The following is a 22660-nucleotide window of genomic DNA, read 5'->3' on the forward strand; positions in this document are numbered from 1 at the left end:
GATGTTTCCACTTGCTACCCGCTACCGACTCCGGACTCCCGACTTTTATAATATCTTCAGCCTTTAATGATATTTCAACTATGGCCGGAAGAAAAGATTATATAAGTTGGGACGAATATTTCATGGGAGTTGCCTTATTGAGTGGATTACGCAGCAAGGATCCTTCTACTCAGGTTGGGGCCTGCATTGTGAATAGCCAGAACAAGATCGTAGGGGCAGGATATAACGGTCTGCCTATGGGTTGCAGTGATGAAGATTTTCCCTGGGAAAAAACCGGGGATTTCCTACAGACCAAGTACCCTTATGTATGCCATGCCGAACTCAATGCCATTTTAAATAACATTGGAATGGATCTATCCGGTTGCCGCATCTACACAGCGCTTTTTCCCTGCAATGAATGCAGTAAGGCCATTATACAGGCAGGGATAAAAGAGGTGATCTACCTGAGTGACAAATATGATGGCACCAATGTTTCCATAGCCAGTAAACGCATGCTGGATACTGCAAAGGTCTCTTACCGGAAAGTGGAAGTAAAGCGGGGACGTATTGAGTTGTCTTTTGACGAAAAGGATGTGTGAGCTTTTACTATTCCAACACAAACCCTCAATTCATGTCAGCTTTCTATCAATTCATACTGCCTTTCTGATTCGGTCATTAATTTATGTCGATATTGATTTACAAATTGATGGCATCAACTAATGGATACTTCTATTGCAACCTGCCAGGATGGAAGAGCCGGCAACTATATAAATGCTTTTTGGCAAATAAATGGTGCCCCGGCATACCAATCCGAGATTATTCTTCCCAAAGGAGCCGTAGAACTTATATTCAGCTTCAATGACCCGGTGCCGTTCAGCCGTATGGATGGCAATGAACAAATGTCTACACCCAGGTGTTTTTTGAACGGTATGAACAATAAACCGGTTCACCTGGTTGCACCGGCACAGCAGTCATTTTTTGGGATAGTTTTAAACCCGGCCGCAGTAAAAAAACTTTTATTTGTTCCTTGTGGCAAATTTCTGAATGCGATCACCGACCTGGAGATACTGGATGATGCATTCGGCAGCCTATGGCACCAACTTGCAGAAAAGAATTCTTTCCATGAAAGGGTGCTTATCATGGAACAATGGATGATACAACGATTGGAAAGCATTCACCCACAGGATAAAGCGATAGCCTCTTATTTATCCAACAACATAGAGCCTGGTTCAGTAGCGAACCTGGCAGCGGAGCTTTGTTATTCAACAAGGCAGTTACACAGGAAAGCACAGGAGTTTTTTGGAATGTCAACGGAATGCCTCATCCGCTATAAACGTTACCTGGCTTCACTTCATTTCATGCATCAAAGCAGGGAATCACTTACCCGGATAGCTTATCATTGCCACTACTATGACCAGGCGCATTTCATCCGGGAATTCAGTGAATTTACAGGTCTTACTCCTGGCGAATACCGTTTGCAGAAAACTCATTTACCTGGCCACCTTTTTCAATAATGTCCGATACATACAATTCAGGCGCGCAGATGTAATCGATTTTTGCAGAAAAAAATTATGAAACGATCTATCATCTACGCCTCTATGGGCATTGCAGCAGGAATAGTATTAGCCAACCTTTACACTTCATTGGTTGATGTTCCTGCCTGGGGTAATAATATACCGGCCTCTCTTGATACCGCCAGGCAATATTATAAGGTTAGCAATCCAGGGAATTTTTTCCGGATCTTTTCACCGCTGAACCAGGGCCTTGGTCTATTGTGCCTACTTGCCTTTTGGAAACAGGGCAAAAAAATACGATTACTCCTGGCTGCGGCTTTCATTTTATATGCAGTCGGCGAAGCCATGACCTTCCGGTTCTTCTATCCCCGTAACGCCATATTATTCAACCCAGCGATAACAGGAACCGATCTGTTGCAAAGCACCTGGGAGGAATGGCGCCATATGAATTGGGTTCGCACGGTCATTATTGCCGCAGGCTTTGTATGTTCTTCAATGGCTTTACATTGTAGTTATACCACTCTAAATTTTCACAGTCAAAAAAAGAGTACAGCCGCCGGAAAGGAAGAAACAATGGAATTACAAGGTTGGTAAGAGTTACCAATGAATATTATTGGCTTGTAGTTTAGAAGCATAATTCCCGGCGTACCTGTACAACTCCAGGCTTTTTAACTGGATACCTATGGAAAATATCTATGCCTAACTTTACAGTATGCTCACCCGCATCATACCCTCCTCAGGAGAATCAATGCCAGTCATTGGACTTGGCACCTGGCAGACCTTTGATGTTAAGCCACCACGTTACCCTGTTTTGCAGGAAGTGCTGGAAACATTGTATGCTGCGGGTGGAAGGCTGATCGATTCTTCACCCATGTATGGGCGCTCTGAAGAAGTAGTTGGCGATATAACAAGCTCCATGCCCCAACAAAATGATTTCTTCTATGCAACCAAGGTATGGACACAGGGTGCTGCTGCAGGTAAGGCCCAGTTAGCCGACTCTTACAGGTTGATGAAGAGAAATGTTATGGACCTGGTGCAGATCCATAACCTGCTCGACTGGCATATCCACCTCCCCTACCTGCGACAATTAAAAGAGGAAGGCAAATTGAGGTATGTGGGGATCACCCATTACCAGGACAGTAGTCATGATGAACTGGCCAGGCTGATACAGAATGAACCCATTGATTTCGTGCAGTTCAATTATTCCATTCTTTCACGCCATGCTGAAAAGTCCCTGCTGCCATTATGTGCCGATGAAGGCGTAGCCACGCTGATCAACCGGCCATTTGGTGAAGGGAGTCATTTGCGCAAGGTGACACACTTGCCCCTGCCTCCCTGGGCTGCTGATTGGGGTATTAACAATTGGGGCAGCTTTTTTCTGAAGTTTATCCTTGCCCATCAGGCGGTCACCTGTGTGATACCTGCAACCAGCGACAAGCAACATGCCATTGAAAATCTACAGGCTGCCAGGGGTTCCCTTCCCGATGTGGGTACATTGAAGAAAATGGTCGCCTATGTGGAACAGGCCATTTAACCTCCTAAACAATACAAAAACCTGGCTGTATCTATACTTCCCTGCATAAAATTACATAGCTGGTAACTCTTATTGGTACTGGTTCCTTGGGTCATGGTATCATTCAAGTGTCAATAAGTAATTGAAATCTGTTAGAGATCATTAATTGTAAGTAAACCTTATGAAATTATACGTTAGAGTAAAATGGTAACCCTTTAAATAGCTGTTGGATAGTATTATATAACTGTCATTATATATTGCCCATTTATTTGGATTTTGCTGGTTTTTACACGCCTTGGTCATTCCTTTAAAAAAAATATTTATTTATTTTAACGCCATGAAAAATCTTTTTACCCCTTGTATAACTGTCTTGTTTATTAGTATCCTCTCATTATATTCTTGTCAGAAAGAACAAAGCTTTGAACAAAACCAAATAGGTTCTACCGGTGGAAATAATTCATTTACCCCGGCATGGACATTTAAGAACAATGGCAAAACTTATACAGGTTGCGTTGACACAGCCTATTACGATCAATCAAGTGGTATTAAAGTACTTTCCATAGAAGGCTCGGATGCACCTGGTAATGCATTTATGATTTTTTTGTATTCCCCTTCGGGCAACCTTACCAAGACTACATATACAGGTGCACAGGGATCGGGGATCATGGTCAGTGATAGCACCGGGAATACTTATATTTCAGGTGCTACGGCCTCCAGTTTCAATTTTACTATAACTGCTATAACCGATACTTCCATCAGCGGAAACTTTACAGCCTCACTTACCGACCCTGTAACTCATGCGGCTTATGTTATATCGGGTGGGTCAGTCAATGCATTAATAGGTAAAGAAAATGGCTGTTCGCAAAATACTGGTGGAAGCACAGGTGGAAACACAGGCGGAAATTCAGGTTCCACAGCAGAATATGCCCTGGTAAGTTCAGGCACTGGCTGTGCCGATGTAAGCCTGGAAGGAAATTACAATACAGGAGTGGCATTAAGCTCAGGGAATAAAGCTACCATCCAGGTTAATGTTACCAGGGTCGGAACATGGAATATATCAACCGAAACGATAAATGGAATAAAATTTAGTGGTAGTGGTACCTTCTCAGCTACAGGAGCTCAAACCATTATTCTTTCAGGTACAGGGACGCCAACGCAAACCGGCAGTTTTGAATACCCTTTTTCCACTGGTACGGCGGACTGCAATTTTTTCGTTCCTGTTATTGGTGGAGGTGCAGCAACCTGTAACCCGGCAGAAAATACCGCGGACTTCTCCAGTGTAGGAACTATCAACTTTTATTCAGTAGCGCATGATCCGAATGCAGGTGGATACACTATTACGGCCAACGGCATGGGCGGTGACCTGAGCCTTCAGTTTGCCGGCACTGCCCAACCCAAAGCGGGTGTATATCATGTGAAGCAGGTGGGCGGGGCAAGTGCTGTTGATGATGTGGCAGTGTATGCTGTAGCAGGTAGTGTATTATGGCAATCATCACAAGGCAATGTATATGTTACTGTGACCAATAACAAAGTAACAGCTGTAATATGTGATGTACCTTTTTCAGGATCCCTGGGCGGCCCCTCATTTACTACCAAGATCACTGCGAAGATCACGGAGAAGTAATTGCTTACCATTCGTTTTTGCAAACCTTTTGCATTCAATATATCTGAATCTTATTTTAATATCCTGGAAACCTGCCTATGTAAAAAAACAGGCATGGTTTCCAGGAATCCATTATATATTTCGCACTTCTATAGCCTGATATCAAGATAACTTTTCAACCCCGGCATCAGCATTTTACATTTTGATTTTACATTGGTCATTCAACTTCTTAACTTGTTGACTTGTTTCATTAATCAATCATTATCCCCCATTATGAACCGATTTTTAATTATTGCATGCTCTTTCACCCTGTTCATAAACGCCAGGGCGCAACAGGCGTTGACAGAAAAGGATTATGCGCAGGCAGAGAAATTCCTGGGCTATAATACCCAATCCCTGGTAGACCACGCCCCTGCCCAACCGAATTGGTTGACGGGTGACCGCTTCTGGTACCGTACACTGACAGCCAGGGGTACGGAGTACATATTAGTAGACCCTGCTACAGGAAAACGCTCTGCAGCTTTTGACCAGGAAAAGCTGGCAAAGGCCATTACAGATGCTACGGGTATATCTTATACGGCTTCAATGCTACCGTTTTCTTCTTTTAGTTTCTCTGAAGATGGGAAATCCATCGTTTTTAAAACCAATGGTAAACAATGGAAGGCCAATCTGAATGATTACTCGCTGGTAAGAGATTCTTCCATAGCCAAAAGCAACACAGACCAGCCCCGCAGGTCACGTGCCAGGAATAGTGAAGTGCTATCACCTGATGGAAGCAAAGCTGCTTTTATAAAAGATTACAACCTGTGGGTTCGCAATACTAAAACCGGCCAGGAAAAGCAATTGACAACAGATGGCCTCAAAGATTTTGGCTATGCTACAGATAATGCCGGTTGGAAAAGCAGTGATGCCGCTATACTCAAATGGTCGCCCGATTCAAAAAAAATAGCAACATTCAGGCAGGACCAGCGGAATGTAGGTGATATGTACCTTGTTTCCACCAATGTAGGCCATCCAACTTTGAAAGCCTGGAAATATCCGCTTCCCGGGGATTCCGTCATTGCCATGATACATCGGGTGATCATTAATGTGGATGAACCAAAGGTTATTGGGCTCCGGATTCCAGCCGATCCGCACAGGGCCACATTAAGTGATGACATATCCAGCAGTGGCACATTTGATGACGTGGACTGGAGTGCTGACGGCACACAATTAGCTTTTGTTTCCACTTCCCGCGATCATAAACAGGAGAAGTTTCGCATAGCCAATACAACAACCGGTGAAGTTCGTGAAGTATTTGAAGAGACCGTACCCACCCAATATGAATCAGGCCAGGGAACTATTAACTGGAAATATTTACCCCGGACCAACGAGATCATATGGTATTCAGAAAGAGACAACTGGGGCCACCTGTACCTGTATGATGCCGGCACGGGGAAAGTAAAAAATCAAATCACCAAAGGCGACTGGCTGGTAAGTGAGATACTTAAAGTGGATGATAAAAAAAGAGAGATCTTTTTTTATGCATTTGGCTTGCAGAAGGAGAATCCTTATTTCCAGTCTTTATATAAGGTTGGATTTGATGGAAAAGGACTTACCCTATTGACACCGGGTGAAGGTTACCATATGGCCAGTTTATCGCCTTCCGGCAATTACCTGGTTGATTCCTACTCCAAACCAGATGTTCCATTTATAAGTGTAGTACGCAATATCACAGGCAAACAGATCATAGAACTGGAAAAAACGGATGTCTCCAGGTTAAAAGCTGAAGGATGGAAGCCTCCCATGCCTATATCTGTTAAGGCGCATGATGGAAAAACGGATCTCTATGGTTTGTTGTATACGCCTACTCAACTTGATCCTTCCAAGAAATATCCGATTATTGATTATATCTACCCGGGCCCGCAAGGGGGAAGCATGGGCGGAAACTGGTCATTCAATGCATCAAGGGGAGACAACCAGTCATTAGCGGAACTGGGATTTGTGGTTGTAGTACTGGAAGGCAGCAGCAATCCTTTACGTTCCAAAAGCTTCCACGATATGTATTACCCTAATATGTCTGAAAATACATTACCCGACCAGGTGAGTGGTATCAGGCAACTGGCACAACGCTTTGCCTATATGGATACCAGCCGCATAGGCATTTGGGGACATTCGGGCGGAGGTTTTGCTACAGCGGCAGCCATGTTCCGCTACCCTGATTTTTTCAAGGTAGGTATCTCCGAATCGGGTAATCATGAGAACAGGAATTATGAAGATGACTGGGGCGAACGTTATATTGGGTTATTAACAAAAAACCCTGATGGTACAGACAATTACACGGCCCAGGCCAACCAGTTGTATGCGAAGAACCTAAAGGGCAAACTCATGCTGGCACATGGCATGATGGACGATAATGTGCCACCCTATAATACACTACTGGTGGTGGAAGCGCTGGAAAAAGCCAATAAGGATTATGACCTGGTTATATTTCCCAACAGTGCGCATGGCTATGGGCAGTACAGCTATTACATGATGCGCCGACGCTGGGATTATTTTGTAAAAAATCTTTTGGGAGTTGAGCCGCCTAAAGAATATAAACTGGAACCAAAGACTGATCCGAGGATGAAGTAAGTGAGAAAAAAAGAATAATAAAGTCAAAAACAAAAAACGCCTTATTGTTTTTTGACATGAAAAGTAAATAGCAAACCAATAAACTCAAAAACGGTAGTTAGTAATGACTGCCGTTTTTATTTTAAATGATCTGAATAAATAAAAAACAGAACTAAATTATAAGATCAAACTGGTCATTTATTATGACTCAAACTTTTATTAACTTAATGAATCTATCATTATAAAAGAAGGTTATAAATGAATAAGCATGCTTTTCTTTTTTTTCTAACATTGATACTATTCGGAAATAGTGTAATTGCCCAGGTAGCACAACAAGGCACACCTATTATACCCGAAGTGGATGGTTTTATATCTATCCAGGGAGCTAAATTTCCACTTAGCAAGACAAAAACATACAAGGCTATTTATGATGCTACGCGTGCATCATCAAATCCAAACCAAATTCTACCAGCACTAAATATGGCTGGCTCCGAGTTAAACGCATTTGGAGTTTCCGGGGTGCCATTAAGCAGGGCAAAGTTTGCTATAGTTTTTCATGGTGCAGCATTAAATGGCATTTTAAAAGATAATAACTATAAAAATAAATACGGAGTTGCTAACCCCAATTTAAAAGTGCTTTCTGAATTAAAAGCTGCGGGGGTACAGTTATTGGTTTGCGGGCAGAACCTGTTATCCGAAAAGATTGACCCTTCCTCTATTTCTCCGGATGTTGATATTGCCTCCGATGCCCTTATTGTCCTGATGACTTTTCAAAATAATGGATATGCATTACTGAGCTTTTGATACCCTGAGTAAATCCTAAAACCAATCCATAAAAAAGGCCGGATCGCTCCGGCCAGATTCATAGTTAACCTTAAAAATATTTATTGCGCTGTCAAAACACCGGTCATGCTTTGGTAGTGACCAGGGAAACTACAGATAAATGTATAAGTACCTGCAGGCACGGTAAATTCAATTGTATCAGACTCACCAGGTCCTAATAATTTAGTGTGCGCCAGGATATTGGCATCATTAGCCGGAATATGATCAGGAGCAGAGATGGCCTCTTTGGCAAATGCAGCCAGGTCAGTGCCATCTTTCAATAAAATGAAGTTATGACCCATAGACTCTTTAGGCATAGTCCCAATGTTCTTTAAGGTCAGCGTTACTTTTTCTCCTGCTTTTACATTAAGCTCAATGGTACTGAATTTCAATTGGTCATTGGCAGTAATTTCGATCACGTTGGAAATAGTAGCAGCCGGTGCTTCAGATGGCTTTGCCGACGTCGTTGTGCTCTCTTCAGTTTTCTTCTGTTCATTGTTACCACAGGAAGCAAAGAAAAAGGGCAAAGCAAAGGCTGATAATACGAGTAGTTTTTTCATTTCGTTTAATTTGTATTGAAGCCGCAAAGTTACCATGGTTAAAAAAACAGGCTTTTGAAATGCGGAAAAATGAAACATGATTTTTATCATGTTTCCAGATGGTATGGGATCTTATTGGTTCAACGGGTGTATTATCATAAACAATAAGCCGATGGGATTGTTCAGCCCTCCAGGTCTGGCAAATTCGTTATCTTCCCCTTAAACTGTTACTATGAAACTAACCTGGGGTCTGTTTATCCTGTTAATGATCTCATTTGGGCCGGGCTTATCAGCACAAAAACAATTCAATGTATTGCTCGTCACTACAACAAGGGGCTGGCATCATGGATCTGTTCACTATGGAGTAGTGGCTATGGAGCAGCTGGCCATCAAGCATAATTTTGGATTGACACTGTTTGAAGATCCAGCCAGCTTCACAGATAAGAACCTGGAACAATACCAGGTAGTGATGTTCCTGAATACAACCGGGGACATTTTTGATTCTGCACAACAAAAAGTAATGGAGCGCTTTATCCGGGCCGGGAAAGGATTCGTTGGCATACATAGCGCTTCGGATACAGAATATGACTGGGACTGGTATACTAAATTAGTTGGACGTATGTTTCACATACATCCTGTCATTCAAACTGCCAGGTTGAAGGTATTGGATGGCGCTTTTCCCGGATTAAATGGTTATGCCAATGGGAAACTCTGGACTGATGAATGGTATGAGTTTGGTCCTGAAAAGATCCCGGGTCTAAACTATGTTTTAGGAGTAGACGAATTCAGCTATAATGCCAAAGTGCAATGGGGTGATAAAAAAGGAGAAGGCATGGGTCCCTTGCATCCTATAGCCTGGTATCACAACTACGATGGTGGCCGTTCCTTCTATACGGCATTGGGACATTTACCTGCTGTCTATTCTGATCCGGTTTTCCTGGACCATATATATGCAGGCATCCGGTGGGCTGCAACCGGAAAGAAATAATTATGGAAAGCTTTACTAAGGAAATAAAATCTGCTATGAATAATAAGCCGAACTGTGAATCAGTCAACTATTTTGTTTTCTTACATATTTTGTAAGGATTACGATCACCTGGCCTTCTATTCGTCCTTCTATCTGTTCGGTATTATTTTCAACCAGCCTGATATTTTTTACTACGGTTCCCAATTTAGCATTCAGTGATGAACCTCTTACATCCAGTGATTTTGTCAGAACAACAGTATCGCCGGAATGCAAAACAACGCCATAGGCATCTTTATGCAGGTCAACGCTACCATCATTTATGTGATCACCTGAAGCCTTAGCCCAGTTTAACTTCTCCTCATCAAGATATAACAGGTCAAGATTATCTGAAGCCCAACTTTCATTCCGCAAGCGGTTCAGCATTCTCCAGGCTACCACCTGTACACCAGGTACTTCACTCCACATGGTTTCAGAAAGAATCTTCCAGTGATTACCATCAAGTTCTTCTTTCTTTTCCACCTGGGCCTCACATTTGGAGCATATCATGATACAGTTTTCTTCACTCCTGCTGTCCTGTGGCTTCACTTCATACAACTTCAAGGCTGTAGTTGACCCGCACAGCTCACATTTGTTACCACTTCTTTGAAGCAGCACTTCTTCAAGCTTCATATTTTATTTATTAGGGGCCGAAGGTAATTGTTACACAGCATTGTCAAGTGAACCAATTGCTGATCCAGGTAATCAGCTGATCCATTCCATTTCTAATAAATGTTCCTATTTAGAAATAACTGTGACATGAAATTCTTATTCTTTTTAATTTACAATTACAATTTAGATGATCATGATTATGGATATCTATATTAAAAGCCTGGATAACGATCACCCTCCCTCACCTATATCGGTTTACCTGCAGGCTTTGTGGTATGATGCTAAAGGAAACTGGGAGCAAGCGCACCAACTGGTACAGGATATAGAAACAGCAGAAGGATCCTGGATACATGCGTACCTGCACAGAAAGGAGGGTGATATTGCCAATGCAGATTACTGGTACAGAAGGGCAGGTAAATCACTGCCGGATATACCGCTGCAGCAGGAATGGGAAAATATCGTCAAAGACTTTTTATAATATGGGTCATTGAAATATTGTTATTTCAATTTGATCTTGCCTACACCCTGTTTGGTAATTTTTACAGGCTTAATAAAACCTTTTTCATCGAAATTCATTCTATCTATACACACCTCCCTGTGGTTGGCACTTGTCTCGCCCAAAGGCCTTCGGTGATATATGATATACCATTCATCTTTACCGGGTACCTGCACCACTGAATGATGTCCTGCCCCTGTTGCCACTTTAGGGTCCTGTTTTAAAACTGTTCCAATGCGTTCAAACGGTCCGAATGGAGAATCAGCTATTGCATAGGCTACCTTGTAATTGGGACCACCCCACCCACCTTCAGACCACATAAAATAGTATTTTCCTTTACGTGTGAACAATACTGGTCCTTCAACATAATCCCTGGGCGTAATTTCTTTATATAATTGTCCATCTGCAAAAGGCTGCAAACCTGTAAAATCATCTTTCAACCTTACTACATTACAATGACCCCATCCACCGTAGATCATGTAATATTGACCATCTTTATCACGGAACACAAACTGGTCTATCGGTTGGGCACCATTTTGTACTTCACCGATCAATGGCTTTCCAAGGTAATCAGTATATGGTCCTTCGGGATCTTTGGATACTGCAACGCCAATGCCTCCTATTTCACCCGGGTGAACATCATTGGCACTGAAGAATAAAAAATACCTTCCTTCTTTTGAAACAATAGCGGGCGCCCAGATTGCTTTTTTGGCCCATTTTATTGCTGAAGTATCAACTATGTGACTGTGCGTGACCCAGTTTTGTCCATCTTTTGTAGAAAAAGCATTCAGGAAAACCTGTTGTTCATAGGGTGCTGAATAGGTAGGATAGATCCATAATTGTTGTTGCAATATGGCACCTTCAGGATCGGCATACCAACCCGGGATAACAGGATTAGAAGCTGAATGAAATATCCTTCCCTGGGCTTGAATATCTAAGGAAACAAACAATAAAAACAGAATTACTGAAATTGGTTTCAACATTTGAATCATGTGATTAGGCAATAAATGTAGATCATATCACATTAATTTTCACAATGACCTGTATACGATCCAATAAATGAATGATTAGTTTTTATGGCACGGAATTTTAACTGGCAGGGAGTACAATTCCGGCTGATCAAAGAATTAAATACATCAGCCCGGTTTTTTATTTAATTAATAAAATTATCAGTATGAAGACATTTTTTTTGGTAGCAGCCCTTGCAGCAACAATTTGTGCCTGTAATAATGAAACAAAAGAAACCACTACAACAGTAGAGCAGGATACTTTAAATAATACAACTGCAACCACTAATACTACAACCACTACAACTACCTATACTCCTTCAGATGGAGACGTTTCTTACAGGAATGGGAAGGTGGTAGTCTGGAAAAACAACGATTGGGTGGAAACAGATAAAGATGTTACGCTTGAAAATGGCGTTGTAGTGCATAAAAATGGTAAGGTGGAAAAGGATCATAATGTGGTAGTACTGGATGACGGAGAAGTGGTGAACAAATCAGGAAATTTTTTCGACAAGGCAGGTAATGCTATAGAAAATGCATGGGATGCTACCAAGGAAGGCGCTAAGAAAACTGGTAAAGCCATTGAAAAAGGGGCAAACAAAGTAGGTGAAAAAGCTAAGGATGTATTTGATAAAGATGATAAGAAGGACGATAAATAACAATGTACGCATTTTATTATCACCCATGCCGGTTGTTTTAACAGGCCTATTTTTCTAAGCACTTACGAATAAGGAACTGGGTTATAGATGATTAAGATTTTTACACTTCCCTGGGATTCCTATTACAAAGGCAATGGCATCATTTTAGTATGCTTATAAGAGTTACACTAAAAAGTACAACTATGAAAAAGATAATAGGTATCGCACTGGTAGCCATCCTGGGTTTAACTGCCCCGGCATTTGCTCAAAACAAAGTAGACAAAGCTGGAAAAGCTGTTAAAAAAGGCGCAACCAAGGCCTGGCATGGCACTAAAAAAGGTGCAAAGGCGGTAGGTAATAAAACAGCGGAAGTGGCATCCAAAGGGAAAGCCCGTGTTAGCGACAAAAAATCGGATACATGGATCGGCCCTGAAGGACAAACCATTTATGTTTCAGATGATAACCGTTATTACTGGGTTAATGGCAAGGGCAAGCATATATATGTAAGTGAGGCAGCATTAAAAGCCAGGAATAAAGACTAATCAGTTTCAACATTTTAATTGATCATCATCTTTTTGCTTTGGTTTTTAGAGCAATGGATGATGATCTTTATTTTGTAGCTACAGCTATTATCTCATCAAAAGAAATCAGCATTACTATCAATTGCTTTTAGCATCCACATAAATAAATTGTTAGCGCTACCTTGTAATTAATGTCTTTTTCTGCAAACAAATAATGCATGGAAAAGGAAGCCGAAGCAGAAACCTGCAATTATTTCCCTGGTATTGTCAACAGGTATAAATCTTGTGGAGGTGGGTGTTATTTCGTAAACACCTTTGGCCCTTGCATACATACCGCCACCGCCGCCTGCTCCTTCTCCCTCTCCTATTGGTTGATCATCCTGCGTAACTGCATTATTATCCCCATCCTTCTTATTTTTCTTTCCCTGTCCGAAACCGCCTCCTAATCCATAAGCTATCCTTGCAACAGGAATAATGGTTTTATCACCTGTTTTGACAGGCTCTCCAAAAATATTTTTTACCGAGGCAGATTCGTGAAATCCGGATGCCAGTTTTTCTATGAAATTTTGATCAGGCATATAGGTTGATTTAAAAGAATTGGAAGAAGTTGAATGATACAAACATGGAATGGCTGATAAGACATTTACAAAGCTCGCCTTTTCACTTAAATAAGAACTCATCAACAGCTTTGTTTACCTGGTTATAATAATTCAGAAGAAAATGTTACCTGGTAACAGAATCAATTGCTATCTTTCAATAGGCTTTACTGATCTCCAAGATCATGGCAATCTTTCCCCTAAGTATAACTCCCTTTCTCCGGCATTTAGATTTTTAAACCAAAACAACAATATGAAACAATTGCTCTTTTGTTTCTGTCTGGCTTCTTTTTTATTCTCCTGCAAAGACAATGAAACTAAAACCAAGGGAATGGCCTCAGTTGCCAATGACAGTAGCACAACAAAACCTGCCACAGATCTCCCTTACCAGGCTTTATATTCCAGTCAATGGGATAATGATGTATCAGATGCTGATCTTAAAATGGTATTAACTACATATAAAGACTGGGAAAACAATAATATGAGTGGTCTTTTGAAAGCTATGGCGGATTCAGTAGTCCTGGATATGTCTTCAGGTGAGCATTCCAAAAAAACAAATGCCGACCTGGGAAAGATGTGGTCAACCTACAGGGACAGCCTGAGTTCTGTTAAGATCACCATGCATGCATGGAACAAAATGCACTCCACAGACAAGAAAGACAGTTATATCGTTACCTGGTATGACGAAACAGATACCTACAAAAACGGCAAGGTGGATTCAGCCAGTTATCATGATATCAACGAGGTAAAGGATGGGAAGATCTCCTGGTATTCTCAATACAAAAGACCAAAGAAATAAACTGCATTACATATTAAACGGGTGCAGCAAGAGAAAGTAAGAAAATAAGATGACTTAAAAGCATAAAGGAAGGATATTTGCCTATACTCCAGCCTTACCTTAATTGCATGAGACGTTCGAAACGGTTTCTTAAACTTACTGCACCCATAACCATTAATGCGGCTAAGACAATCCCCATGATAAGAAATACAACAGCCATTTTCTCAAAGGAGACATCAAAAAATGTATTGATCCCTGTTAGTTTTGCCAATAACAAAATTATCATAAGATAAAAAGCACTCACCATGCCATAATTAGGCCTGGCAATGGTTTGAATGAATGTTTTGCTATCCACTTCTTTTAATGTGCAGGTCAGGTAAGCCAGGTTTTTAGGGAAACCAATAACATTCAAACTGGCAAATGTCCATTTTGGCCAAAACCGGAAACTTCCATCATCGTAAAGCTTTCCGGTAATATTTTCGGAATAATCATACCAGGGCAGCCTCAAAATAGATTTGATCTCAGCATGTACATTTTCAATAGAATCCTGTACCAAATAGGTCTTTTTAAAAGAAAAAATTAGGGTCATAGGGAATTGTCAAAAGCGCTTATTGCTAAGCGGAAAGGAGTAGTTGTATTTTAGTGGCCATCAGAAGATAGCCGCATTTGTTTTGGTTGCTAATATTTTTTACGGCGTAAAAATATAGCCGCGGTTATTAATTTACAAAATACATTTTCATCTCTTCTATTTACGTTACAATTCAACATCTAATAACCTACGGTGATAATTAACCTGTCCTAAATGATAAGCCAGGTGCGTTGCCAGGTGAATAAGCAAATACTCTGTAGATGTTTTTCTATCCAGGACAAGAATAGGATATTCCTTTTTTAGCTCCACCTCATCAAGTTGACTGAGCACTTGCTCAACCATTGCCATTGTGCCTGTTATTTGACTAAGCAGTTCTGACCTGGGAACGTTTTTAAGGGAGAATTCCAGGTCCCTGTTTCTGGTGTAATTTGTTCCTCCCAATTCTTTCCCGATGTAGGTATTAAGATTGCCTGCAATGTGCAGGCATAGATTTCCTGAAGAATTAGCAATACACTTGTCTATAATCCAGATCTTTTCTTCTCTGGTATAATTTTCTATTTCTGCTTTCAACCTGTTAAGGTCCCTGTTAAACAAAGTTTTCAGTGTTTCCAATAACATACTTAGAGGGAATAAATAATTAATTGTATTAGAAAATGTGCTTTAACATCTGGAAAAACTCTTCTCTGTTCTTTAAGATCCTCCCAAACTACATGTTGATGAAGTTCCAAAAAATTACCATTCTGCCGAAAGCTTTTTACAACTTACCAGGATAAAACGCGCGCTTACTTTCAATTTCGGATGAATGAACAGTTATTGCTTTTCTTTGTATTTGCATTAACGTTAAAATATAACCCAAAAACCATTTTATGAGTGACCTCAAAGATAAAGTAGCCTATATCACTGGTGGCAGTAAAGGAATAGGATTTGGTATAGCCAAAACACTATTGAATGAAGGCATGCGGGTGGCAATAACAAGCCGCAATATATCTGCAGCTAGAAATGCTGCAGAATCACTTAGCAAAGACCCTACACGCATTTTGGCCATTGAATCAGAGGTAAGTTCCATGGCTTCGGAAGTGAAAGCCATTCAATCTGTTATGGAACATTTTGGAAAACTGGATGTATTGGTAGCGAATGCAGGGGTTGGACATTTTGCGCCTATAGATACCATATCAGAAGCAGAATGGAAAGAAACCATGGATACCAACCTTACCGGGGTATTTAATAGTGTAAAGGCAAGCATTGATGCACTGAAAAAAACCAAAGGCTACATTATTACCATCGCCAGCCTGGCAGGTACCAATTTCTTTGAAACGGCCTCCGCTTATAATGCCAGTAAATTTGGGTTGGTAGGCTTTACCCAGGCCATCATGCTTGACCTGCGTAAATATGGTATCAAGGTGACCACTATTATGCCGGGATCCGTGGCTACACATTTCAATGACCATACCCCTTCAGATGCTGATGCCTGGAAGATCCAACCTGAGGATATTGGGCAGATCGTTTCTGACCTTTTGCACATGCCGGTAAGAACATTACCCAGCAAGGTGGAGGTTAGGCCCTCAATGCCGGGAAAGGGATAATTCCTGCACTGTCTGTAGAAATATTATTAATGGAGCTCACTGCCAATGGTAACACAAACACAAGTGCCCATTCCTTTTCCTGTTTTCACTTTTAGCCGGCCATTGATAGAGGCTACTCTTTCCCTGATATTGGTGAGGCCGGGAGTAATCTTTTGCTGGCCCCATTCAAATCCTTGTCCATCATCATGAATGGTAAGGCATATTTCATGATTTAGTTTTTCAAGAGAGATCTTAACTGACGACGCTCCTGCATGGTTCATGGTATTACTTAATGCTTCCTGGCAGATCCTGAAAAAGTCCAATTGGGTATCATAAGTTAATAGTTCTTCGTTATACCTGCTCTCATAGACACAGGGAATGCCATTCAGAATGGAAAATTCCTTACACAGCCATTCCAGTGTATCATGCAGGCCCAGGTCTTCCAACATATTGGGACTAATGGAAAAAGAAATTCGTCGCATAGTATTGATCAGGAGTTCAGAAACTCCCAGGGCATGATCTATCCTGCTTTGTGTAGCCCAGGGAAGATCAGGTGTGTGATCCCTGATCCAGTCAAGATCTATTTTAACAACAGAAGCCAATTGTGCCAGTTCCTCGTGCAGTTCAATAGCCAGGTATTTCCTGTCCTTTTCCAGGCTGGCTTTAAAATGACTGGCAAGACCTTTAAACTTTTTATACTTTTCCTCTATCTCCAGTTCTGCCTGCTTTTTAACAGTTATGTTCTTAGCGATAGCCAGCACCACTTCCTTGTCTGGCAAGTAAACTGAGGTCCAGTGCAGCCATATTACTTTACCGGATTTAGCCACATAGCGGTTCTCAAAATTCACCAGTGCCTCGCCTTCGAGTAATTTATTCCGTTTGCGGCTGGTGAGTTTTTTATCTTCCGGGTGGATAAAGCTGGAAATCGGACTTGCCATTAATTCCTCCCGGGAATACTCCAGCGTATCAATCACTGACTGGTTTATTTTTTGAAAGAACCCTTCCCTGTCAGCTATGCACACAAGGTCCGGCGTACGTTCAAGAAAGGAGAATACCTCATAATCAGTTTGTTTCATTGGGTCCATGAATGATGAAAATACATAAATACAGGTATTCCTTTGATTCAAATATCTGCACACACCTATTTTAACTATATGGTTGATAAACCCTTACCGGGAACCTGTCTTATGGCCTCATTCTTTCTTAGCTATCCTGTACAGTCTTCCTTCATCTGTCACAGTATATAAAGCACCATCTTTACCCTCCGCTACATCACGAAAACGCTGTCCTTCATTGGCCAGCAAGCGCTCCTCACCGGTTACTTTATTGTTTTGGATCACCAGGCGGGCAATATGATTGCTGTTAAGACCAGCAATAAATAAATTATTTTTCCATTCCGGTATTTTATCTCCACTGTAAAAGGTAATACCACTAGGTGATAACACCGGATCCCAATAATAAACAGGTTGCTCCATGCCATCCTTCTGGGTAATGCCCTCCCCCACTTTCTGTCCACTGTATTCGAGGCCATATCCTATGACCGGCCATCCATAATTATGACCAGGCTCTATCCTGTTCACCTCATCACCTCCTCTTGGCCCCATCTCCGATTCCCAAAGATCTCCCGTCTGGGGGTGGAAGGCCAGGCCCTGTACATTCCTGTGTCCATAGGAATAAAGTTCGGGTCGCACACCTTCCTTTCCAATAAATGGATTGCCGGGAGCGGGCTGCCCCTCCTTTGTTACCCGTATGATCTTGCCCAATGCGGAGTTCAATTGCTGGGCCTGTGGCCTCGTGGCCAGGTCTGAGCGTTCGCCTGTACTGATCACCAGGTTTCCTGATGGATCAATAAGCAGGCGGCCGCCATAATGCAGGTTTCCATTATAAGCTGGAGTGGCACGGTATATAACTTTTGCATTTTGCACCTGCTTTTCATCTGAAGACAAACTGCCCTTAGCCAATGCCGTTAGGTTGCCCTCCGGGGTCCTTTCTGAAAAAGTCCAGTAGATCATCCTGTTTTGATTGAACTGCGGATCCACAGCAACATCCAGCAATCCTCCCTGTCCTGATGCATTCACTTCCGGCAAGCCGGTAATGGGTTCGCCAACCTCTCCTTTTGTGGTTACAATACGCATGACCCCACCTTTTTCAGTTATCAGCAAACGACCATCAGGAAGCATAGCTATTCCCCATGGTCTTTTAAGGGAATTAGTCAGTATGGAAACTGAATAAGGCGTATTGGTCTTTACACCGCCTACCCTTGTTTGCCCTGGAAATGCAGGTTTATAATCAGAATTGGGTTTCCTGGTTTCAACGGGAGGCATTGTAGTTGTATCTCCGGGTAATGAAACGGCAGTTGTATTATTGGAATAGCTGCTACAGGCGGCAAATAATATAGAGGTTATGGCCATTATCATTCTAAACTTGAACATATAAATGATTTGGATGAAAATTAATTACAAAGCAGCAGCAATAACTTTACCACTAAATAAAAAAACCGCTTCATTACTGAAGCGGTTTGTTATTACATGGTCTTCTTTGGCAATCGTTCCTTACCAGTGAAAGGCAGGTCAGAAGATATGATCGTCACTTTGTTCACCTTCATTGGATATTGTTCTACCAGCTTATCTTCTTCCAGGATAGAAGCAGGCAATGCTGACTTCAGGTTATTGGAATAAGACATGGGGGAAGGGGCATTTTCCTGCAGGCTTTTAGCCAGTGGCTCAGCTTCCGTTTGGTCTGTAACAATGGCTATGTCCATGTTCTTCGTTTGCCAGTATTTTTTAATAGCCATATTTACATCAGCTACAGTAAGCTTCGCCAGCAGTTTGTCCATCTCTGAGATATAATCTTTGCGCCCATAGAAACGTGAATCCATTAAAAAGCCTAATTGCCTTTCAGGACTTTGTATATATAATTTGATATAGCTGCGCAGGAAATCCCTGGTAAGCTCAAATTCCTGTTGCGACATGCCGTTCTGTATCATATTATCCATTTCCTTCAGTACCATCCGCAAGGCATAGTGTGCATGACCTATATTGATCGTATTCAATTCGGGATATTGTCCTTTCAAGCCCTTAGCCGTTTGAACCGGTCGTATCCAAAAACTAAAATAATTGGATGACCTGGGCACACCTGGAGACGGTAACATATTTCCACCTCCGTTCTCATACCATTCAATATAAGTGTAATCACCATAATTCATTGACCGCTGTTCTCTCAATTTCTGGTACAACCGGGAATATTCTTTGCGATGTTCACCCAGCCAGGAATTGGCAACCATCATAGCTGCAAAATCATCATTGGCTCGGGTAAGGTTCATGGGGAAACCTCCAAAAATGGCAGAGCCCAAAGCGTTCTTTTTTGCAATGATCTCTATATTGATGCCATCTGGCATTTGAGCCTTGCCGGGTACAGGTAAGGCACCCTGTAAAGCTGGCAGTAACTGCATATCTTTCTGTAAAGTAGCAAGAAATGCAGCGGTATAATTACCTGCAATGCCTATAGTAAGGTTATTGCGGCAGAAATATTTTTTATATTGTTTCTTCACATCATCAAGGGTGATATCTTTTAAACTGCTGCTGGTCCCGGCAGTAAGGTGCTGGTAATTGGTTCCCCTGAATAAAAAGTCTTCCAGGGCTTTCTTGCTATATTCTTCATCAGAAGAAGTTCTGATCACCTCATCAACATAGTTTTGCTGATTAGATTTTACCCTGTCAAAATCTTTTGATGAGAAAGAAGGATTAAGAAGTAATCCTTTTATAATAGGATAGAATTTGACCAGGAAAACAGCAGGCACCTCGAATGTAAAAACACTCACCTCCTTATCTACACTACTGCCATAATTTGCCGCCCATGGATAGATTTTATCAGTGATCTGTTCTTTGGTTAACTCTCTTGTTCCGCCTTCAGTGACCAGGGATGCCAACAATTGAGTAATGCCTTCTTTACCCTGCGGATCGGTAATGGATCCATTCCGGAACATTAGCTTGATAACAACCTTATTGGATTTAGGCATTTTTAATTCCACCACCTGCTGCGCACCGATTTGTGTACTAATAGCAGCCAGTAAGATGAATAGGATTTTTATGCGCAATTGCATATAATGATTTTTAGTTTGAAATAATTACTTTACATCAATCGACTCAGCCGGTGAAATAGTAGCTACAGTAAGACCGGTGTTAACGAAATACTTTTGCGCCACATTGATCAGGTCCTGCGCGCTGACCTTATCATATAGCGCATACAGCCTGTTCAATGATTCGGGGTCGCCGGTAAGGTACACGTAGTGCGATAAGGATTCTGCAATGCTCGTCGGATTGTCTATACGCATAGCAAAGCTGTACTTCAGGTTTGACTTGGTTTCAGCCAGCAATTGTGCATCCACCTTGTTGGTTTTGGCATTTTCCAGGGCTTTGACTATTTCATCCTTTACGTATTGCATGTCTGCAGCTTTAACCACCGAAGCATAGATATTGAATAAATTGGGATCTCTCGAATCAGTGGCCCCCCCTTGTATAAAGCGCAACTTCTGTTCATTCAATACCAGCTTTTTATAGAGTTCGCTTTTTTCAGAGAACAACAGGGTGGATAGTACATCCAGGGCAGGCATATCAATTTGCTGGTCGTTAAAAGAAGGACTCTTATAATTCAGTGCCAACAGGGGTGGAAAACCAGACATTTGAATATGCGTATACCTGGTTTCTGATTGTGTGGGCTCATATGGAATCTTAGAAACATAATCACCCTTTTTCCAGCTGCCAAAATATTTTTCGGCCAACATATTTACTTTCTGCTGTGTCACATCTCCAACCACAATAATAGTAGCATATTCAGGCCGGTAAAACCGCTTGAAGAATTCCAGGGAATAATCATACTGGTTAGGCATATCCACTACGTCTTTGAAATACCCCATGGTGGTATGACCATAAGTGTGTGACTGAAAAGCTGTTTCAGCTATTTCTTCATTCAACTGCACAAAAGGGCTTGCCGAATTCTTGGTGTACTCGCCTTTTACGGCACCTGCCTCGGTTTTAAAATCCTGCACAGAATACTTTAGATTCTGAAACCTGTCACCTTCTATCTCAAACATGGTTTCCAGTTTTTCCGCATTACCTGTCATATGGTAGATGGTCCTGTCAAGAGATGTATTGGCATTGGCAGAAGCACCAGTACTTTTTAAAATAGCGCTGTATTTATCAGATGGAAACTTATCCGTACCCCGAAACATCATATGTTCAAAGAAATGTGCAAAGCCAGTTTTGCCCGGCTCGATTTCATCCCTGGATCCTGCACGGATAACAATATAAAAAGCAGCGAGACCAGGACTGTTATAGGGTACAGTAACCACATTCAAACCGTTGGATAATTTTTTTTGAAGTATCGGGTAAGGAAGTATCTTATCACCTGGCAGTTTGCGGCCATGGCCATTACCCCATACCAGTAGCAATACCATCGAAAGCAGTAATGTTCTTTTCATTTGTTTGATTGAAAATTAAATTAATAACGACCCCGGGTTGAGATCAAAGAATTCTATAAGATATTGAAATAATTGATCAATCAGAACTTTGCACCATAATTTACAATAGAAACCAAATTATAGGTGGCAAAAAACTTAATGGAACAGAGGGTTTGCAAATGAAAGCTATTCCTGTTGCTTCCACTAAAGAAGGTTGTTTTGCCATTTTATTAACCTCCACTCCTTTTCCATGGCATAAAATGCTGTTTTAAACCAGGTCAGTCATTTTGTATTCCCTATACCCGGAAGCTATTTTTGCAAAATGACAAAAGAGTTCCTGTTAAAAAGAACAAATGCTGCAGATATAGATTTTCAAATGTTGATCACGCACCTGGATCATGAACTTTGGAATGAATTGAATGAAGACCAGGCTACTTATGATCAATACAATAAAGTTCCTGACCTTAACACTGTGATTATAGCATATAAAAGTAAACAAGCAGTGGCATGTGGATGCTTTAAGGAAATTGTACCTGGTACTGTGGAGATAAAGAGGATGTTCGTTGAAAAAGAATGGAGAGGAAAAGGCCTCTCGAAGATAATGCTCAATGGCCTGGAACAATGGGCAGTAGAAAAAGGCTATGTATATGCCATTTTGGAAACAAGTATCCATTTTGCTACGGCACGCAGGTTATATGAAACCAGCGGGTACATTATCATTCCCAACTATCCTCCCTATGAAGGTTTACAGGAAAGTGTATGCATGAAAAAGCAATTAAAGCATTTACTGTGAGGTTTTAGACCAGCTAATGGGGGCTCAACCTAAAATCCCGTATAT

The 22660-nt window shown here is 41.5% G+C and carries 24 protein-coding genes; 14 read left to right on the forward strand and 10 right to left on the reverse strand.

The annotated features are described in order from the left end of the window. Positions 1-80 precede the first annotated feature (80 nt). From BP74_RS02990 to BP74_RS03020, 7 genes are all read left to right on the forward strand, one after another. Positions 81-578 (forward strand): deoxycytidylate deaminase, encoded by a 498-nt coding sequence (locus tag BP74_RS02990; RefSeq protein WP_496370926.1) that lies wholly within the window; start codon positions 81-83, stop codon positions 576-578. Positions 579-698: 120 nt separating this feature from the next. Continuing rightward, positions 699-1493 (forward strand): AraC family transcriptional regulator, encoded by a 795-nt coding sequence (locus BP74_RS02995; protein ID WP_496370928.1) that lies wholly within the window; start codon positions 699-701, stop codon positions 1491-1493. Positions 1494-1550: 57 nt separating this feature from the next. After that, complete coding sequence (locus BP74_RS03000) at positions 1551-2087, forward strand: anthrone oxygenase family protein (RefSeq protein ID WP_496370930.1); 537 nt, start codon at positions 1551-1553, stop codon at positions 2085-2087. 118 nt (positions 2088-2205) lie between these two features. Further along, positions 2206-3027, forward strand: coding sequence for an aldo/keto reductase (locus BP74_RS03005; protein WP_496370932.1), 822 nt, complete (start codon positions 2206-2208; stop codon positions 3025-3027). A 316-nt stretch (positions 3028-3343) separates the two neighbouring features. Beyond that, the gene (locus BP74_RS03010) at positions 3344-4630 is read left to right on the forward strand and encodes a hypothetical protein (protein WP_496370934.1); all 1287 of its coding nucleotides are present in this window, start codon (positions 3344-3346) and stop codon (positions 4628-4630) included. Positions 4631-4882: 252 nt separating this feature from the next. Then, a complete protein-coding gene (locus tag BP74_RS03015; RefSeq protein ID WP_496370936.1) occupies positions 4883-7222 on the forward strand; it encodes a S9 family peptidase in 2340 nt (779 codons plus the stop codon). Between the two features lie 237 nt (positions 7223-7459). Then, positions 7460-8005: a DsrE family protein gene (locus BP74_RS03020; RefSeq protein ID WP_496370938.1), complete on the forward strand. Its 546-nt coding sequence runs from the start codon at positions 7460-7462 to the stop codon at positions 8003-8005. 80 nt (positions 8006-8085) lie between these two features. On the opposite strand, the gene BP74_RS03025 is transcribed toward BP74_RS03020, so the two are convergent. Then, complete coding sequence (locus BP74_RS03025) at positions 8086-8583, reverse strand: plastocyanin/azurin family copper-binding protein (RefSeq protein ID WP_496370940.1); 498 nt, start codon at positions 8581-8583, stop codon at positions 8086-8088. 211 nt (positions 8584-8794) lie between these two features. Between BP74_RS03025 and BP74_RS03030 the strand changes: the two genes are divergently transcribed. Further along, on the forward strand, positions 8795-9550 hold the full coding sequence (locus BP74_RS03030) for a ThuA domain-containing protein (protein ID WP_496370942.1): 756 nt from the start codon (positions 8795-8797) through the stop codon (positions 9548-9550). 63 nt (positions 9551-9613) lie between these two features. Here the strand turns inward: BP74_RS03030 and BP74_RS03035 are convergent, their stop codons facing one another. Beyond that, positions 9614-10198 carry a PhnA domain-containing protein gene (locus tag BP74_RS03035; protein ID WP_496370944.1) on the reverse strand — a complete coding sequence of 195 codons (585 nt, stop codon included), beginning with the start codon at positions 10196-10198 and terminating at the stop codon, positions 9614-9616. A 166-nt stretch (positions 10199-10364) separates the two neighbouring features. On the opposite strand from BP74_RS03035, the gene BP74_RS03040 reads away from it, so the two are divergent. Further along, the gene (locus BP74_RS03040; RefSeq protein ID WP_496370946.1) at positions 10365-10655 is read left to right on the forward strand and encodes a hypothetical protein; all 291 of its coding nucleotides are present in this window, start codon (positions 10365-10367) and stop codon (positions 10653-10655) included. Between the two features lie 20 nt (positions 10656-10675). Here the strand turns inward: BP74_RS03040 and BP74_RS03045 are convergent, their stop codons facing one another. Continuing rightward, complete coding sequence (locus BP74_RS03045) at positions 10676-11656, reverse strand: glycoside hydrolase family 43 protein (RefSeq protein ID WP_496370948.1); 981 nt, start codon at positions 11654-11656, stop codon at positions 10676-10678. A gap of 191 nt (positions 11657-11847) precedes the next feature. Between BP74_RS03045 and BP74_RS03050 the strand changes: the two genes are divergently transcribed. Both BP74_RS03050 and BP74_RS03055 read left to right on the forward strand, forming a co-directional pair. Continuing rightward, on the forward strand, positions 11848-12339 hold the full coding sequence (locus tag BP74_RS03050) for a DUF6799 domain-containing protein (protein WP_496370950.1): 492 nt from the start codon (positions 11848-11850) through the stop codon (positions 12337-12339). A 182-nt stretch (positions 12340-12521) separates the two neighbouring features. After that, positions 12522-12860, forward strand: coding sequence for a hypothetical protein (locus BP74_RS03055; RefSeq protein WP_496370952.1), 339 nt, complete (start codon positions 12522-12524; stop codon positions 12858-12860). Positions 12861-13027: 167 nt separating this feature from the next. Here BP74_RS03055 and BP74_RS03060 read toward each other — a convergent pair whose 3' ends face one another. Then, the gene (locus BP74_RS03060; protein ID WP_496370954.1) at positions 13028-13417 is read right to left on the reverse strand and encodes a GerW family sporulation protein; all 390 of its coding nucleotides are present in this window, start codon (positions 13415-13417) and stop codon (positions 13028-13030) included. 271 nt (positions 13418-13688) lie between these two features. On the opposite strand from BP74_RS03060, the gene BP74_RS03065 reads away from it, so the two are divergent. Then, positions 13689-14234, forward strand: a complete 546-nt coding sequence (locus BP74_RS03065) for a nuclear transport factor 2 family protein (protein WP_496370956.1) — start codon at positions 13689-13691, stop codon at positions 14232-14234. A gap of 94 nt (positions 14235-14328) precedes the next feature. Here BP74_RS03065 and BP74_RS03070 read toward each other — a convergent pair whose 3' ends face one another. After that, complete coding sequence (locus tag BP74_RS03070; RefSeq protein WP_496370958.1) at positions 14329-14802, reverse strand: hypothetical protein; 474 nt, start codon at positions 14800-14802, stop codon at positions 14329-14331. A 165-nt stretch (positions 14803-14967) separates the two neighbouring features. Further along, entirely contained in the window at positions 14968-15420 is a 453-nt protein-coding gene (locus BP74_RS03075; protein WP_496370960.1) for a DUF1572 family protein, read from the reverse strand. Positions 15421-15668: 248 nt separating this feature from the next. On the opposite strand from BP74_RS03075, the gene BP74_RS03080 reads away from it, so the two are divergent. After that, complete coding sequence (locus BP74_RS03080; protein ID WP_496370962.1) at positions 15669-16385, forward strand: SDR family oxidoreductase; 717 nt, start codon at positions 15669-15671, stop codon at positions 16383-16385. Between the two features lie 26 nt (positions 16386-16411). Here BP74_RS03080 and BP74_RS03085 read toward each other — a convergent pair whose 3' ends face one another. From BP74_RS03085 to BP74_RS03100, 4 genes are all read right to left on the reverse strand, one after another. Beyond that, positions 16412-17440, reverse strand: coding sequence for a PAS domain-containing sensor histidine kinase (locus BP74_RS03085; protein WP_496370964.1), 1029 nt, complete (start codon positions 17438-17440; stop codon positions 16412-16414). Positions 17441-17557: 117 nt separating this feature from the next. Beyond that, the gene (locus tag BP74_RS03090; RefSeq protein WP_496370966.1) at positions 17558-18796 is read right to left on the reverse strand and encodes a PQQ-dependent sugar dehydrogenase; all 1239 of its coding nucleotides are present in this window, start codon (positions 18794-18796) and stop codon (positions 17558-17560) included. Between the two features lie 92 nt (positions 18797-18888). Beyond that, positions 18889-20466 carry a M16 family metallopeptidase gene (locus BP74_RS03095; protein WP_496370968.1) on the reverse strand — a complete coding sequence of 526 codons (1578 nt, stop codon included), beginning with the start codon at positions 20464-20466 and terminating at the stop codon, positions 18889-18891. 24 nt (positions 20467-20490) lie between these two features. Then, complete coding sequence (locus tag BP74_RS03100; protein WP_496370970.1) at positions 20491-21843, reverse strand: M16 family metallopeptidase; 1353 nt, start codon at positions 21841-21843, stop codon at positions 20491-20493. A gap of 301 nt (positions 21844-22144) precedes the next feature. On the opposite strand from BP74_RS03100, the gene BP74_RS03105 reads away from it, so the two are divergent. Next, positions 22145-22615, forward strand: a complete 471-nt coding sequence (locus BP74_RS03105; protein WP_496370972.1) for a GNAT family N-acetyltransferase — start codon at positions 22145-22147, stop codon at positions 22613-22615. The last annotated feature ends 45 nt before the right edge of the window (positions 22616-22660 follow it).

The organism is Flavisolibacter ginsengiterrae DSM 18136 (assembly GCF_059568575.1).